The 17574-nt window shown below is 35.4% G+C and carries 12 protein-coding genes; 7 read left to right on the forward strand and 5 right to left on the reverse strand.

Annotated elements, in window-relative coordinates:
* Positions 1–11 precede the first annotated feature (11 nt).
* On the forward strand, positions 12–731 hold the full coding sequence (locus LK994_RS08435; protein ID WP_229759635.1) for a heavy-metal-associated domain-containing protein: 720 nt from the start codon (positions 12–14) through the stop codon (positions 729–731).
* Between the two features lie 79 nt (positions 732–810).
* Here the strand turns inward: LK994_RS08435 and LK994_RS08440 are convergent, their stop codons facing one another.
* Positions 811–4218, reverse strand: a complete 3408-nt coding sequence (locus LK994_RS08440) for a T9SS type A sorting domain-containing protein (protein WP_229759636.1) — start codon at positions 4216–4218, stop codon at positions 811–813.
* 360 nt (positions 4219–4578) lie between these two features.
* Between LK994_RS08440 and LK994_RS08445 the strand changes: the two genes are divergently transcribed.
* The 4 genes from LK994_RS08445 (at position 4579) to LK994_RS08460 (ending at position 11798) form a co-directional block, all read left to right on the forward strand.
* Complete coding sequence (locus tag LK994_RS08445; protein ID WP_229759637.1) at positions 4579–4848, forward strand: hypothetical protein; 270 nt, start codon at positions 4579–4581, stop codon at positions 4846–4848.
* A gap of 124 nt (positions 4849–4972) precedes the next feature.
* Positions 4973–6319, forward strand: a complete 1347-nt coding sequence (locus LK994_RS08450; protein ID WP_229759638.1) for a sigma-54-dependent transcriptional regulator — start codon at positions 4973–4975, stop codon at positions 6317–6319.
* A gap of 159 nt (positions 6320–6478) precedes the next feature.
* Complete coding sequence (locus LK994_RS08455; protein ID WP_229759639.1) at positions 6479–7621, forward strand: FIST signal transduction protein; 1143 nt, start codon at positions 6479–6481, stop codon at positions 7619–7621.
* Complete coding sequence (locus tag LK994_RS08460) at positions 7608–11798, forward strand: PAS domain S-box protein (RefSeq protein ID WP_229759640.1); 4191 nt, start codon at positions 7608–7610, stop codon at positions 11796–11798. Before LK994_RS08455 ends, LK994_RS08460 begins: the two co-directional genes overlap by 14 nt.
* Before the next feature lie 38 nt (positions 11799–11836).
* Here LK994_RS08460 and LK994_RS08465 read toward each other — a convergent pair whose 3' ends face one another.
* On the reverse strand, positions 11837–12514 hold the full coding sequence (locus tag LK994_RS08465) for a hypothetical protein (protein WP_229759641.1): 678 nt from the start codon (positions 12512–12514) through the stop codon (positions 11837–11839).
* Between the two features lie 184 nt (positions 12515–12698).
* On the opposite strand from LK994_RS08465, the gene LK994_RS08470 reads away from it, so the two are divergent.
* Positions 12699–13751: a nucleoid-associated protein gene (locus LK994_RS08470; RefSeq protein ID WP_229759642.1), complete on the forward strand. Its 1053-nt coding sequence runs from the start codon at positions 12699–12701 to the stop codon at positions 13749–13751.
* A 154-nt stretch (positions 13752–13905) separates the two neighbouring features.
* Here LK994_RS08470 and LK994_RS08475 read toward each other — a convergent pair whose 3' ends face one another.
* From LK994_RS08475 to LK994_RS08485, 3 genes are all read right to left on the reverse strand, one after another.
* Positions 13906–14127 (reverse strand): hypothetical protein, encoded by a 222-nt coding sequence (locus tag LK994_RS08475; protein WP_229759643.1) that lies wholly within the window; start codon positions 14125–14127, stop codon positions 13906–13908.
* A gap of 113 nt (positions 14128–14240) precedes the next feature.
* Positions 14241–15722 (reverse strand): MBOAT family O-acyltransferase, encoded by a 1482-nt coding sequence (locus tag LK994_RS08480; protein ID WP_229759644.1) that lies wholly within the window; start codon positions 15720–15722, stop codon positions 14241–14243.
* A 28-nt stretch (positions 15723–15750) separates the two neighbouring features.
* Positions 15751–16797, reverse strand: coding sequence for a hypothetical protein (locus tag LK994_RS08485; protein WP_229759645.1), 1047 nt, complete (start codon positions 16795–16797; stop codon positions 15751–15753).
* Positions 16798–17114: 317 nt separating this feature from the next.
* On the opposite strand from LK994_RS08485, the gene LK994_RS08490 reads away from it, so the two are divergent.
* Positions 17115–17570: a protein-disulfide reductase DsbD domain-containing protein gene (locus LK994_RS08490; RefSeq protein WP_229759646.1), complete on the forward strand. Its 456-nt coding sequence runs from the start codon at positions 17115–17117 to the stop codon at positions 17568–17570.
* The last annotated feature ends 4 nt before the right edge of the window (positions 17571–17574 follow it).

A 17574-nucleotide genomic window follows, 5' to 3' on the forward strand; every position in this document is an offset into this window, starting at 1 on the left:
AAATTAAAGCAATGACACACACGTATAAAGTTACCGGAATGACATGCAGCAGTTGTGAAGCGAAAGTAAAAAGTAGTTTGCTTTTATTGCCTGATGTTACAGCTGTAGCCGTTTCAAAAGAAAAACAGACTGCAACCATTACAATGGAAAAACATATACCTCTTAGTGTTTTTCAACATTCGCTTAATGAAAAATATACCATCTCAGCAATAGAACATAATGAAACCGCCGAGCAGGCAAAAAGTTGGGTAGCTACATATAAACCCATACTGTTGATCTTTGCTTATATCACTGCTATTGCTTTGATAGCCGCAATCAAATATGATGCTATTGATTGGATGCATGGAATGAATGTTTTTATGGCAGGATTTTTTCTTGCTTTTTCTTTTTTCAAATTGCTTGATCTTAATGGCTTTGCAGATAGCTATGCCATGTATGATATTGTAGCAAAAAAATGGAGAGGCTGGGGCTTTGTATATCCTTTTATAGAGTTGGGGTTAGGGATTTCATATACAATAGGTTTTCAATCTTTGCTTACTAATATAGTTACAATCGTGGTGATGACTGTTAGCATAATAGGAGTGTTGAAGAGTGTATTTAATAAACGTAAAATTCAATGCGCTTGCCTGGGAGCAGTATTCAATCTTCCTATGAGTACTGTTACAATTATTGAAGATGCCCTGATGATTGTAATGAGTGCAGTGATGTTATTCTCTATGCTGTATAGGTAAATTGTATTTTATTAAATAAAAAAGCGGGATAAGATCTTAAAATCTTTCCCGCTCTTAATCAAAAAACCATCCTTTATCCTTAATTAACCATAATTTTCTTTGTTATTCTTTCATTGGCCGGAGTGATCAATTCCATTTGATAAATACCTTTTGGTAATGAAGTTGGAACTGATACAGATTGTCCACCGTTTCCGCCTTCATAACTCAATTTTGCAGTTTGTACTTGTTGTCCCATTTCATTGTAAAGATTTACATTGTAAACTCCTTTACTTTGATTGTTGAACTGTAAACTGATCAAACTGTTTAGTACAGGATTATTTAATAACTCTATTGATGAAGTAGCTTTATCTGAAGTAACTTTTACAATAGTTGAATATTTAGCTTGCTCTGAAAAGAATGTGCATTTAACTCTGTAGTAATTATTGCCTTGTAATGGCATTGCATCTATCCAGCTGTGAGTATTTACATTAGTAGTACCCACTGTAGTGAAGTTGATGCCATCAGCTGATCTTTCAACTTCATATTGATTCACGTTTGTTTCTGTGGCAACTTCCCATTTAACAGCAATTTTATTTTGTTGTTGTACTGCATTAATACTGGTGAAGCTAACCGGAAGCGGAGCATTGATACTTGTTTTAAATACTACCATGAAACGATTCATACTGTTTGATTGTGGGTCTGCAGTTATTTCAAAATCCAGGAATGTAGAATCATTGTTATTTAATGTTATCGGTGTTGAAGTGCCCAGGTAGTTATCTATCGCATAAGCCTGAGTGTTATTCATACTTATATTCTTAGAAGAAAAAGCTAAACGATGACGCATTTGTGATAGTTTAGAAATATTTAGGTAAATAGTATCATTTTCCGTCAAAGGTTGTTCCTTACTGATAGATAATTGACTGCCGTTTTTTGCAATTCTTATTGCACCTGTTGTTGTACCACCTATAGCTGATAAAACATCTTCAAACTGATCTACTGAAGAACTATAAGTTGAATTGTATAAATTTAAAGTGCCATCAATGTATGAATAGTTTGAACTTGCTGTTGTATCATAAAAAGCCAGATCGCAACGGAAACTTGATGAAGTAAGACCACTTGGACGATTTTGGATACCATTCAGAGAGTTTGAATTGTTTACTTTATCTGATTCGTGAAAAATCATTTGTGAACCTGACGGGTTGATCAAAAATGCCACGCCTGATTCTACTGTTCCTGCGGTCCATTTTGTAACTGGTGAATTGGCCTGTACATAAGTTCCTGCAACATCATCCCATACAAACGGAATGTATTTTCCTGTTTTTGAATAATTTGAAAAGGCTTTTGGATCCCATAATTCATACCAGCCATTCCTTTTACCGCCAATAGAAACATTCGACATATTAATTTGTGCAGGGTAAGGGTTACCAATAAGATTAAATTTACCTTTTACAACATCTACTGTAATATCACCGGTGTTTATTTTTCCTTTTGGCTCTAATACTGTGCTGGTAGGGGCGGTATATTGATTAGCGATTCCAAAACTTCTATCGCCACGAATAAATATTGCCCAACCTGATTGACTCATCAAAGCGGTCTTATTGGTAGTAGATGGATATCCCCATGAGCTGGTAGCTGCATTAAAATATTTAATTGAATAACTAGATGAACCTGACCCCTGATCAAAACCATTACCGGCAGTATATCCTTTTGGCCCCGTAATTTGTGTGCCAAATCCTGGCCAAGGATTAAAAGTTTCTGGTGTTGTATAATTATTGCTTTCTGTATTTTCCTGCCATGCTTCACTGATAGAAATACTTTCTGTGCTTTGTAAAGGAGCAGTTAACATTCTCCATGTACGTACCGTAGAACTGCTATTGTCAATAAAACGTTGAACAATAAAACGACCGGTGCTGCTGTAAATAATAGAAGCATTTGTGCTGTTGAATTGGTTCAGACTGGCAGTGTTATTTTTATTTGAAACTAAAACGATATTGCTATCACCAATGTTAAGTGTGCCTTTAGTTATAGTAAGACCATGTAATACAGCAATATTTACACCCGTGCCATTACCGACAGTAGTAGAGGTATTGTGTTTATTTATTTCCAGATCATAAAAAATTTCACCTCCAAAAGCACCATATTGATTTCTTGTGCTTGATTTTGGTGCAGAAATAACTGCATTTTGATTATCGCTATTATCTCCAATAAATATAACTTTATAAGTGTTAGGTTCGAATGTTGCTGTACCTGTACGAACCCAATTACGACTTACCGAAATATTACTGTTCAAGCTCTTTTTACCACTTCCACTTAATTTTAGGTTGCTAAAAGTATTGTTAACAAAAGTTCCATTAATCGTTTGATCAATAGTTCCGCTAAAATCAATTGTGAAACCTGCATTTAGCGTTTTTGTTAAAAAACCTGTTGGGAAATTGGAGTTACCTCCGATTGAAAGTGTTCCGCTATTTTCAGCAATAAAATCTTCTGTGCCGGTTAATGAATAGGTTGCAAGATTTAAAGTACCGTTGATAGCAACACTGCTTGCAGTAGAATTGGCAGTAAGAGTTACTGTTGTTCCGGTTGATATGGTTACAATCTCATCTTTATAAATAGGTGTTGTAGTAGCAGCAGTCCATGTTACACCACGATCCATTGATTGTTCCCATATAGAAGTGGCATTCCAATTTCCTGATGTAATAGAACGGAATTGTTTTCTGATCTTTGGTCTTATTGCCAAAATGATTCCTCCTAAATAGGCATTTCCCGAAACTGTGATGGTACCATTACCGGTAGCACCCGCCACAGATTTTAAACCAGTAGCTGCACCAACCGATACATAATTTGTTCCGGCGTTATCATACACTTCTGTTAATGTAGAAGTAGAAGTAGCTGACCATGTACTAAAAGTTCTGCTAGTAGTAGCATTGCTGAAACTCATCCCCAACATCAATATGAAAGCTCTTGGAGTAACTGTTGTTACGCTTGCAGGATTTACAGTTGTAGCTACACTTGAAGGTGTTGTAATTGATGTTGGAGTTACATCAAATGGGCTGGTAGGGTCTACGTTGGTATATGCAATAATTGTAGCTTGAGCATAGTTTGATCCTCCTAATGAATAAGTAAAACTTGACCCTTCTGTTCCGTCAACAACTCTATACAGAAGAATTCCGATCTTATCAGAACTGCCTCCTAATGCTGATTCTATTTTGGTCCAGCCAGACATTGCGTTTCCGGCGGTATTTCCGTTTGCATACTTAATTACATTGATGATCATTAGATCACCCACAGCAACTCCGGCTGGTTTATTTATAGTAAGAGAGTTTGATGTAGAATAAACTGTCTGACTTGTACCTACTTGAGTTACTTGTCCTTGTACGCTGTTAAATGAACAGATGGTAAAGATTGCCATCATTGCGATAGTAAATAAGGTTGATGCGTTTAGGTTCTTAAGGTTCTTTTTCATTTTCTTGGGAATGGTTGTTTCAAAATTTTCTTTCGGGTTGTGCATACCGGTTTTCCACTACCGTGCCAAAATAAAAACCCTTGCCAGTACTGCATTTCAGAGAATGAGCGGTGTAGGATTTTCCAAAATATGGAATCGTTTTCCAAAAAAAATTGATATCAAACTGATTTCAGGTAATAGAATTAGTTAATAAGTATTCTGATTAAAACTGTTTAATCGATACAGTAAATAAATATTTACTTGTATACAATATTTGGAATGATTTGTCGTCTTAAGTAAGTAATCGTTGATTATCAGTAGTATACAAATTTGTAGAAAGCTTACTACATGAAAGTAGAAAAGCTTTTACACAGATTTTCAGGGGAGGTTATTATATTTTAAACATTAAAAACAGAAAAAATGTCAATGAGATCGAAAGGGCTCTTATTAGCCGCTATGTCTATGGCGCTGATGGGGGAAAACATGAAAGGAAACAAGACAGTTAATAAGCTAAAAGATGTTGTAGATGATAATATATCGGAAGAACCACCTTTGCATCAAGGTTGTAGCAGGTTTTATTTTAATAAAGATGGACTGTGTTCAAAAGGCCAGCATACCGTTTATTTTGATGTATTGAATGACAGTAATGCGAATGAAGAGTTTGAATTTTGGTTAAATACTCAGCGTGAACAATAAGGTCGCTTAAAAAGCTGCAACTAATGTTACTAGAATTCTTATAGTATCTTATCCAGATAACATAGCTTTGTTTTCTTACCGGTTTACTTAAAAACACGAACATAAATTTGATATATTTTAATGCATGGAATCGTATAAAATTTTTATTGTAGAAGATGACCCGTGGTATGGTGAAATTTTAGAGTATCATCTCTCATTGAACCCAGACTTTAGTATCAGCCGTTTTACCACAGGAAAAGATTGCCTGGCAAACATTCACCAAAATCCTGATCTGATCACCATTGATTTTTCTCTGCCGGATTTTTCCGGAGATAAACTGTATCAAAAGATACAAGCGGTGAATGATCAGATACCTGTTATTGTTATTAGCGGACAGGAAGATATTCCTGTTGCTGTTAATTTACTCAAGATGGGGGTTGCTGATTATCTGGTGAAAGATGATAGTACTAAAGATCTGTTGTGGAATGCGGTAAATAAGATCAGGCAAACCGGTTCGTTAAAAAAAGAAGTAGAACACCTTAAAGAGGAATTAGGAAAAAAATATTCCTTCGATAAAAGTATCAAAGGACAAAGTGCAGCATTGCAAACAATATTTGCATTGATGGATAAAGCAGCTAAAACTAATATTAATGTTTCTATTACCGGAGAAACGGGGACGGGGAAAGAAGTGGTAGCTAAAGCCATTCATTATAACTCAGAAAGAAAAAAGAAAAATTTTGTTGCCGTAAACATGGCTGCTATACCCAGAGAACTGATAGAAAGTGAACTGTTTGGACACGAAAAAGGAGCATTCACTGGTGCTGTGGCAAGAAAATCAGGTAAGTTTGAAGAAGCCAACAATGGAACTATTTTTTTGGATGAGATAGCTGAGCTGGATATGAGTTTGCAGAGTAAATTGCTGAGGGTGTTGCAGGAAAGAGAAGTGATTCGTGTAGGAGGAAATGAAAAAGTAAAACTTGACATCAGGTTGATAGTAGCTACGCATAAAAATCTGGCAGATGAGGTTAAAAAGGGGGCATTTCGTGAAGATCTTTACTATCGTATTATTGGTTTACCAATAGAATTACCTCCATTGAGAGAAAGAGGAAACGATATTCTCATTCTTGCTAAATATTTTATTGAAGAATTTGCTAAAGAAAATAAATTAGAAAATATTACACTGGCTCAATCTGCCAAAGACAAACTCATGCGTTATAACTATCCTGGTAATGTAAGAGAGTTGAAAGCTATTACAGACCTTGCAGTAGTGATGTGTAATGGAAAGGAACTTACTGCAGAAGATATAAGTTATCCAACGGTAAATGCAGATGAAACTTTTACTGCAGAAGAAAAAACACTTCGGCAATATACTTGCGATATTGTAAAATATTATTTAAAGAAATATAATAATGATGTAATTGTTACGGCTGATAAGCTGGATATTGGTAAGAGTACTATATATAAAATGATCCAAACAGGAGAATTGGTGTGATTTCCAGAATATGGCTTTTTATTCCAGATCATGGAATGGAAGAAAAAAAGTATTTTGTAAAAGGCTTATTATCAATATGAAAAAATGTTTTTTTTTATGGCATGGTTTTGATACTTCCGGTATCAGTAAATCCTATTAAAAAACCGAAAAAAGAAATCAATGAGAACATCTCTTTATCAATTGGCTGAAAACACTTGGAACGAACATCCGGCAAATAATGCAAATAATAAAAACAAGGCACAGCTGGTTTTAAGTTTTGGTGGAAAGGAACAATTGAAAGATAAAAATATTTATGCAGCCTTAAAGGAGCAATTCCCCGTAGCACAAATTTCCATGTGTAGTACGGCAGGAGAAATTTATCATGATGCAGTTTTGGATAATGCTATAATAGCAATAGCGTTGGAATTTGAAAAGACTGCTATCCATACAGCCTCAATAAATATTAGCAATTGTGCATGTAGTTATGATGCCGCAATCAAGCTGGCTGATAAACTGCCTAAGAAAGATTTGACCTATGTAATGATTTTTGCTGATGGCAGTTTAGTAAATGGCAGCGAATTGGTAAAAGGATTAAATACAACGCTAGATAAAGATGTTTTAATAACGGGAGGGATTGCGGGAGATGCAGCCAATTTTCAATCAACTTTGGTAGGTTTAAATGAGCAGCCAAAAGAGGGGGAAGTTATTGCAATTGGCTTTTATGGAGACAATTTGTTGGTTACCCATGGTTCTAGGGGAGGCTGGGAAATGTTCGGCGTAGAAAAGGAAATTACAAAGTCTGCAGATAATGTGCTGTATGAAATAGATGATAGCAATGCATTGGAACTCTATAAAAAATACTTGGGCAGTGAAGCTGAAAATCTCCCCGGCGCTGCATTATTATTTCCGTTGGCTATTACAGTACCTGGAAGTTCAACACCCGTAGTACGCACTATTTTATCAATAGACGAAAGTAATAACAGCATGACTTTTGCCGGAGATATCCCTCAGGGGGCATCTGTCAGATTTATGAAAAGTAATCTTGCCAAGCTAACAGAAGCTGCTGCAGCAGCAGCAAAGCAAACAATGTTGAAAGAGTATCAAGAGCCTGCGTTCACAATGTTGGTTAGTTGTGTTGGCAGAAAAATAATTTTAGGTCCTCGTATCGAAGAAGAAGTAGAAGCTGTAAATGAAACGTTCAATAATAAAACATTATTGGCTGGTTTTTATTCATATGGAGAGATTGCTCCTTTTGATGAAGGAGGTTACAGTCAGCTACACAATCAAACTATGACCATTACCTCTTTTTATGAATTACCATAAACTATTGTCTAAACAAATATTGAAGCTGCTGCCGGAAGATCTACAGCATAATCCGGCAATGCAGCAGTTCTTGTCTGTAGTAAATGAATCATATATAACACTCGAAAGAGAGAAGGAACTTTCCGACAGAGCTTTCAAAATAAGCGAAGAAGAGTATAGCGAATTAAACAAAACCCTGCAACAAGAAGCGGAAGTAAAAAGGTTGTCCATAGAAAAATTAAAAGAAGCAGTTGGCGTAATATCGGGAGCCAGCTTGCAGGAAGATTCTGATGATCTGTTAATGATTGCAGAAATGCTCAATTTGCAGATCAATAAAAGAAAAAACGCCGAAAAGGTTTTTACTTCGTTAATATCTAATATGCAAAGCGGTGTGTTGCTCGAAGATGAAACACGCCATATTGTTTTTGCTAATCAATTATTTTGCGATTTGTTTGGTGTTCCTGTTTCACCCGATGATTTACAGGGGGTGGATTGTGCTGATAGCGCTGAACAGCATAAACATTTGTTCAAGTCTCCTGATAAGTTTGTTGAGAATATTGAAAAAATACTGAAAGAAAAAAAACTTGTCAATGGAGAGATACTGGAATTGGATGATGGTCGAATCATCGAAAGAGATTTTATTCCAATTACCATAGACGGCGAATATAAGGGGCATTTATGGAGTTATACGGATGTTACAGAGATTGTTAATTCAGAAGCTGCCATTGAGCAAAGCGAAATAAAAACCCGTTTGATCATGAACGCTTCTTTGGATGCGATCATTACAATGGATAGTTACGGATTGATTACTTTCTGGAATCACCAGGCGGAAAAAATATTTGGATGGAAAGCAGAGGAGGTGATTGGACGGAAATTGAGCAAAACAATCATTCCTGAAGCATATCGGAGAGCACATGAAGAAGGGGTACTGCATTTTGCTAAAGTAAATGAAGGTACACTGCTGAATAAAGAAGTAGAGATAGCTGCTATAAATAGAGATGATAAAGAGTTTCCGGCGGAACTTTCTGTTATTCCTGTAAAACAGGGAAATACAGAATTCTTATGTTTTTTTATTAAGGATATTTCTGATAGAAAAAAATATGAGGCAGAGCTGGAAAGGCTTTCTTTGATCATACAACAATCAAGAAATGCTATTCTTATAGCAGATGCAACAGGTAGGGTAGAATGGGTAAATGATGCATATACCAAAATAACCGGATACACACTTGAAGAAGTTAGAGGCGGAACTCCGGGATTAGCGAAAGGGCCATTAACAAGTGAAGCCACTATACGTTTTATGCGGTTAAAAGTTAGTCGTGCAGAACCATTTGTTTGCGAAATTTATAATTACAAAAAATCAGGAGAAGGGTATTGGGTAAGGGTAAATGCTCAGCCTGTATTTGATAAAGACAATAATGTGGTGCAGTATTTCTCTTACGAAGAAGATATTACACTTGAAAAGGAATCGCAAGAAAAATTGAAGGCAGCAGCTACAAGAATGTCTTCTCTGATCACTAACCTGCATGCCGGTATTTTACTTTCAAATGAAGATAAAACCATTGCCCTCATTAATCAACATTTTTGCGATTTGTTTAAAATTGAACAAGATCCTTCGGCCTTTGTCGGATCAGATTGTTTTGCATCTTTCGAACACGTTAGTCAATTTTTTAAAAATGAAAAATCTTTTCTCGAACATACAACTAAGATACTGAATGAACGAAAAGAAGTGATCGGTGAAAAATTGGAACTTAAAGATGGCAGATGTTTTGAAAGAGATTTTGTTCCTGTATGGAGTGATAATGTTTACGATGGTCATTTGTGGGTATACACAGATATAACGGAAAAGATAAACGTAGAAAAAAGGCTGGATGAACAAAGAGTGTTTTATGAAGAGATCTTAGATAATATTCCTTCCGATATAGCTGTGTTTGATAAGGGGCATCGTTATTTGTATATAAATCCGATGGCTATAAAAGATAAGGAGATGAGGAAATGGATCATTGGGAAAACAGACGAAGAGTATTTTGAATATAGAAATAAGCCATTGTCTTTTTTAGCCGGAGTAAGAAAAAGAATGTTCGATAAGATGTTTGATACAATAACTAAAACAAAAAAAATAGCCAGTTGGGAGGAAGAAATGCAGGGGGCTGATAATACAGTTCAAACCATTTTGCGTAATTTTTATCCTGTGCTAAATGATAATGATGAAGTGAAGATGGTAATTGGTTATGGTATTGATATTACTGATATTAAAAAAATACAGAGGGAAATAGAGCAAAGTGAAAAGCGATATAGGGATGTGATTGATAACAGTATGGCTATTATTACTACTCATGATATGGATGGCAAATTTTTAACTGTCAATCCAATGGTAGGGAAAACTTATGGGTATGAGGATGAGGAGATATTGGGGCATCATATAAGCGATTTTATGTTGGAAGATGATAAAAAGCTTTTTACAGAATCATACCTGAAAGTTATTAAGGACAATAAAGAGGCAAGTGGTATATTAAGAGTGGTACATAAAAGTGGAAAATTATTATATACATTATATAATAATTTTCTTAAAGAAGAGGAAGGAAGAGCGCCATATGTCATCGGGTTTTCCGTAGATATTACAGACAGGATAATGGCAGAGAAAGAATTGAAGATCGCTAAACAGGCCACGGAAGAAATGGCGCAAACCAAACAGAATTTCCTGGCAAATATGAGTCACGAAATACGTACTCCAATGAATGCCATTTTGGGAATGACAAATCTGTTAGCTAAGACACCACTCAATCAGAATCAGCAATTTAATCTTGAGGTCATTCAGTCTTCAGCAGAAAATTTAATGGTCATTATTAATGATATTCTCGATCTGTCAAAAATAGAAGCAGGGAAATTAACGCTTGAAAATATTGCATTCGAATTAAATAGTGTAATAGACAAGGCTATTCAGGTAATGGTACATAAAGCTGAAGAAAAGGGATTAATACTTACAGCCAACCTGTTTGATGATCGGGTATCAAAAATACTTATAGGAGATCCGTATCGTCTTAATCAGGTATTACTTAACCTGATCTCTAATGCCATTAAATTTACAGAAAAAGGAACCGTTGATATTAGTTGTAAACTGGTGCATGAACAAGGTCAGCAACAAACAATAAAAATAACTGTAAAAGATACCGGCATTGGCATGGACAAATCTTTTACCAATGATCTCTTTAAAAAATTCACTCAGGAAGATGATTCGGTTAGTCGCCGTTTTGGAGGCACGGGATTAGGTATGAGTATTTGTAAAGAGTTGATCGAACTCATGAATGGTAAGATAAATGTACAAAGTCAGAAGGGGGTAGGTACAGAGTTTTCATTTGTGATTCCATTTCAAAAAGGAACTGCGGCCCAATTGCCCGTTAAGGAAATAAAAAATATCGATACGACTGTTTTGGTAAATAAAAAAGTGTTGATTGTAGATGATAATGAAATGAATCGTTTGGTAGCTGCAACTATTTTAAAGAATTATGGAGTATTTACTGATGAGGCGGTAAATGGAGCTGAGGCAGTTGAAAAAATCAAGGGCAATCAATATGACATTGTGCTGATGGATGTACATATGCCAATAATGAACGGTATAGAGGCCACAGAAAATATTCGCAAAAATATAAGTAAAGAGTTGCCTGTAATTGCACTTACTGCCTTTGCGTTAAAAGATGATAATCTCAGATGCCTTGAAGTTGGTATGAATGATTATTTATCTAAACCGTTCAAAGAAATTCAGTTGGTTAATATTATTTTGAAATGGTTGGGTAAACACGAAATGAAAGCAGAAACGAATAGTGACGAAAATTTCAATGTTTCATTGTACGATTTGTCGAGACTTAAAGAGATAGGGCATAACGACGAAGTATTCATAAAAAAAATGCTTGATATTTTTTGTGATCAGATACCACTTGCAATAACAGAAATGAATGAAGGGTATGCAACCAATAATTTTGAAAAAATAAAAGCAACTGCACATCGTATTAAACCTTCGATAGATAATATGGGCATCTATTCTTTGCAAAATGAGATACGACGAATTGAAATACTGGCGTTAGATAACATGCCGTCAGAAGAGCTGCTCGTTCTAATACAGACTGTAGGAACAGTGCTGACCCATGTCGTAACAGATATTAAAATGCCAGGGTCAAGAGAAAAATTTACAACCAAAAGTTAATGAGCCTGATGAGAAGGCATATAGTGGGATGCCATCATTTATTTGAGCTGTAATTTGTTACAAACCGCAGTACGCATAGAGTCAAACTGTTTGTCATCGAATCGATAATGAGGGTATTTCTCTGATTCTAAAATAAAAAACTGAATAGGATAAGATTGTTTGCCACATTGTATCGTGTCTTTTTCCATAAAAGTCATTGGATAGATCTGCTTGTATCTGTATCCTCCGGAGGTACGAGCAACCAGGCGCCTCCACTCATTAGTACGTAAAAAAGTTTTTAGTTGAAGAATATTGTCGGGAGGGATAATGAATGTAGTGCTTTGCTGCAAGAAATCTCTTTCCGGCTCCTTGCCTGTCTGTATATCTTTAACGAATACTATTATCGGAGTTACAGATGTTGTAACAAATTCTGTACGATAAAAATTGTGATGATAATACCAAGCTCCCCAAGCTATCAGAATAGTTGTTTCTATTAACCATACTTTTTGTAAGCGGTATTTTAAAATACGTCGGAATGTATAATCCAGTCCGGCTAATAATAGTATCCATGGTATCAGATAAGGTACTATTAGAAAAGCCATGATGCCTTCGGCATTTTCCTGAATGACAATGATTCCTATTACAACATAATATATCATTGCTACTAACAATAATACTATCAGCCAAGGGAAAAGACTTGCTTGTTTGACCAGGTATTTACGCAGTATTGCTTTCATAAAGCCTGTATTAGTTGCAGGTTGCATTGAACAAGGTAATAATTGTAAAAAAAGGAAACAATGATTTGGGTCATTCTTAAAGTCGATCTCCTTATTTATTGCATCACAAACCAGGGATACTTATTCAATGTGTTTGGCTACATTTGCTGCTCAAAATTTTATTACTCAAAAAAATAGCTATTCAATGGTTTCGTATTTTGAAGCGTCATTTTCTCAACTTTCTATACATAAAGTAGGGAATAAATTAACAGATGACCCTATTGTTTTGTCAGAACATTCTTTGCAAATTGAAGATGAAATTTTGAATGGTTTATTAATGAAGTATTTTCTGGCTCCTTTTGAAAAAGTGAATGAAGTATACCGGTTGTCGCATCCAACACATGATCTTAATCTGAATGAGGTATTTCACTTTGCAGAAATGATCTTTGAAGAGCCGGAATCTTTTCATACGCATACACAACAAATAGCAAAACACCTCCACGATATATCCAATCATCCAAATATAAAATCCGGAGAATTGTATTGTGTTTATTTCAAAGGGGTGCAGATAGAAGGTGAGTTGTTGGACGCAATAGGTGTTTTTAAATCTGAATCCAAAGAGCCATATCTAACCGTACAACAAGATATACAAGGTTTTAAAATTAATTATGAAGAACAGGCAATAAATATTAAAAAACTCGATAAAGGAGTTTTGATATTTAACACGGAAAAAGAAGAAGGGTATAAAGTTGCTATTGTAGACCAGACAAACCGGTCTGAAGCGGTTTATTGGATAGATGATTTTTTAAAACTGAGTATCAGGAATGACAACTACACCCAAACGCAGAATACACTCAATATTTACAAGAACTTTGTTACTAAAAAAATGGATGAAGAGTTTGATATTTCTAAGACAGATAAGATCGATCTGTTGAATCGATCGATAAAATATTTTAAAGACAAAGACAGTTTTGATATTGATGAATTTGCCAATGAAGTTATTGAAAATCCCGAAGGAATAGAATTGTTTAAAAGTTTTAAAAGAGAGTATGAAAATGAATATGATACCCAAATAGCGGATACATTCTCCATTTCTACTGCTGCAGTAAAGAAACAGGCGAGAGTATTTAAAAGTGTTTTAAAACTCGATAGGAATTTTCATATTTACATACATGGCGATAAAGAATTGATCGAAAAAGGATATGACGAAGAAAAAAATATGAACTTTTATAAAGTGTATTTCAGAGACGAGCAATAACTAAAAATTTTGTTTTTATAGAGATTTGGGCAAATGATGCCACTTGCAAGTTCTTTAATTACTTGAAAGTAAAACAGATAAAGAAAACACACTTATAGATTATTAAGTGGGTATAAAACTACACGATCTATCCCATTGCCATTTTTGTTTACGCTCAAGACTCTGGCACATCCCGTGATGTTGTTTCATCAGGTTCACTTTCCGGTGATGCCTGGCTATCATTAATAGTAGTTATATCAGTTTTAGCATTATTAATATCTTCGTCAGATATTACATCATTTTCATTGGTCAGGTGTTCATGTATTCTCTTATTGGTCTGAGTGTCGCTCGAGTCATTCCTTAATTTCTTTTCAGTTGATATAGCATCAGATTTCATATAAGTATATTTCTCTATAATGCCGTTAATTTCAAGCCACGTTTATTATTTGTAGGAATTATGTAACTATTTAGCTTAAAACAGTAGTGCTTTGATACAAAATTTGATAGAGATTAAAATTGAAAATAGATAAATGAACTGCTGCTCTCCTGGCTTAAAATGAGCAATAGCAATAATGCAGCCCATACAATGCCCAATAACCACCAGGGCATTTTTTCAGCAACGATCAATACACGGGTATTTCTCATCAGCCAATGAAAAATGATCACAAAAAAGATAATGATCAAAACTTTAAGTATACTTATGGTGGTTAATAACTCTGCGCCTTTTGGCACTGAATAAAACATAGAGGTAAGCATACGCCAGGCAGATGTAAAGTCGGGTGCCCTGAAAAATACCCATGTAACATTGATAAAGAAAAATGTAATAAGCGCCAATAAGAAATTACTAAGGCTCTTCTTTTTCAATATCTCCGGAACCGGCCCTAAAACCCCCACCTCGCCTGAAGGAGTAATAGCAATTGCTTTAACCTTATCATGCCGGAGATCTGCGATCATTTTTTCAACCCATAAATAAAGTCCATGTAAACCACCCCATACAACAAAGGTCCAATTGGCACCATGCCATAAACCACCGATCAGCATAGTAAGCATTAGGTTGATATAAGTCCTGAATTTTCCATTCCTGTTTCCTCCTAGCGGAATGTATAAATAATCTCTTAGCCATGCAGATAAAGTGATATGCCATCTTCGCCAGAAATCTGAGAATCCAATGGCAGCATAAGGGTATAAAAAATTTTGCGGCAGCACAAAACCCAGGCACAGTGCTACGCCAACAGCGCATGTGGAGTATCCTGCAAAATCAAAAAATATTTGTCCTGAAAATGCCAGTACACCAGTCCATGCATCCAACGTGCTCACTGCAGCATGAGCATTAAACACCATATTGGCGGATCCCGCTAACATACTGTCTGCCAACACAACTTTCATAAACAAGCCAAGTGTCATTAGTAATAACCCCTGCAGTAATTGTTGTTGTGTTGCTTTACGTGCTGTTTCAAACTGTGGCACCAATTGTGGCGGACGAACGATTGGACCTGCCACCAGGTGAGGGAAAAAGGTAACAAACAGAGAAAAATCTAACAATGATTTTACAGGTTCACTTTTTTTCTTATACATATCAATCGTATAACAAAGTGTAGTAAAAGTATAAAAAGATATACCCGCCGGTAAAATAATATTTGGTTTGGCGGGATGGAAATTGATGCCCAATAAATTTACCAGATGAGTGAAGTTTTCTAATAAAAATCCTCCGTATTTAAAAAAGCAAAGCATGCCAAGATTACCGATTAGGCTAATGACAAGCAATAGTTTTTTCTTGTGTTTGTTTTCCTGTGTGTACAAGGCTCTACCTACAAAAAAGTCGATAATAGTAGAAAGCCACAATAATAAAATGAATGGGGGGTTCCATGCTGCATAAAAAATATAACTGGCAAGTAAGAGATTTATTTTTTTTGTTTTCCAGGAAAATGGCAGGTTATGCAACACCAACATGATTATGAAAAAAACAATAAAAGTATATGAGTTAAAAACCATAGCAGTAGTATTAGAAGGTTAAATGATTTTATTGGGCAGTTGGTTTATGAGGAAATATCCATCCTTTTTCCTTTTGCAGAATATCTACTAACGTTGTTGTATAGATGATCGCATCACTTGGTTTTAAATGCGATAATTCCGGGCATTCAAAATGTGCGATAGCAGGATAATCTTCGAAATGAATGCCGGGGCAATTGGTAACGGATAAAACTCTTTCCCAATATTTTTCTCTTGGGTAACCCATTCTTTCTCCCATTAAAAATCCTCCGCTGGAAGGAGTGCGGATAAATAGTACCTGGCCACCTCTTGCTTTTATTTTATCTACATCTGTTTTAACCGTATTAAGAAGAGAATCTAGCGGATGTCCGCTCATTGGAGGGTCTTTACTGATACTTCTGAAAAACTCCCAGATTGCTTTTACCTGATTGTGTTGATTGGTATCTTCCACAAATTTATCTGTCATAAAACATTGCCGTTCAAAAGTGACTCTTTCAAAATCCATAGGAAAATCAGGTTCTTGAAAAACTCCTTTTCTATTGGGGATCTTATTTCTGTTAATAAGTGCATTCAAAGAGTAATAATCTTTATCTAAAAAAACAAGATTCGATTCCAGAAAGGTATTTACTTTAAAACTGAACCATTGGGCCGGAGTTCTTTTGTTATACCATTCTATTCTTTTAACCGGGGCTTCGCTATTGTGTGGCGATGTTGAAAAAAACAATATCTCGGTTACGTCAACAATCAGTTTTCCTTTAAAGTTTTTGTCATTTGCCAAATTGTCAAGTGTAGGTAAAGGAGAACTTCCTACACAGGATAACTGTATCACCTCATCACCGGTAAGTTTTTCCCATGTAGGGATATCTATATCATATTTGTTACGGGATGATCCTATCAAAACAGTGGCCTTATCGGCAGGCAAATAGATCTTTTCTCTTTTGTCGGCCCATAACCCTTCGTCATCATCATAAGAAATTGAAATGCCTTGATTACGCAGATGCAACTCCCAACTGATAAGTGTAGTAGTAACCAACAATAATGCGAATATGCCTGCTTTTACCAAAGAAGATTGATTCATTCGATTAGGTTTAATGATCAGAAAAAATATAATGGTATATGGAAATTAAAACGACACAGGTGCTTGGAACGACCGGTTTTTAAAATTATCGAAAGGATATTAAATGTATAAGAAATGAAGATAAGTGTTAAGATTGATAATTCATAATCTTAGAGATGAAGCAATATAATCCTGAGTTTGATAGTGAAGAAGGATATAAACTCTGAAAAACATTGATTTTAGTGTACTTATCACTGTTTGAACAGGTAATTTTGAAAACGCATTGTTAAAACTAAAATTTCGATTGATATGACTGCTTTAATGATTAATTTTATACCATGTATAAATACTTATTTTTAATATTGTTCTCAGCATTGGCAGGTTCGGTCAGTGCACAGCAAAATCCGGTTAAATGGACCTTTAGTGCAAAAAAACTGGCGGGTGATAAAAATAAATATGAATTAAAGATCACTGCTACTCTTCCTAAAGGATGGCATATTTATTCTCAAAATACACCTGAAGGTGGTCCGGAGCCAACAAAGTTTACCTTTGCTAAAAATGCCTTGGTGACAAACACAAGTAAACCAAAAGAGGTGGGTAAGCTGGTTAAACAACATGATGAAAATTTTGGCATAGATGTGTTGCATTATGCTGATAAGGTTGATTTTGTGCAGGTAGTTACTGTTAAAGGCAAAATCAAAACTAATGTGAGCGGAGAAGTGTATTATATGGTCTGTACAGATTCCAGATGTTTGCCGCCAACAACAACTCCATTTAATATAGCACTAAAATAAGCCG

The organism is Ferruginibacter lapsinanis (genome assembly GCF_020783315.1).
GTDB classification, from domain to species: domain Bacteria; phylum Bacteroidota; class Bacteroidia; order Chitinophagales; family Chitinophagaceae; genus Ferruginibacter; species Ferruginibacter lapsinanis.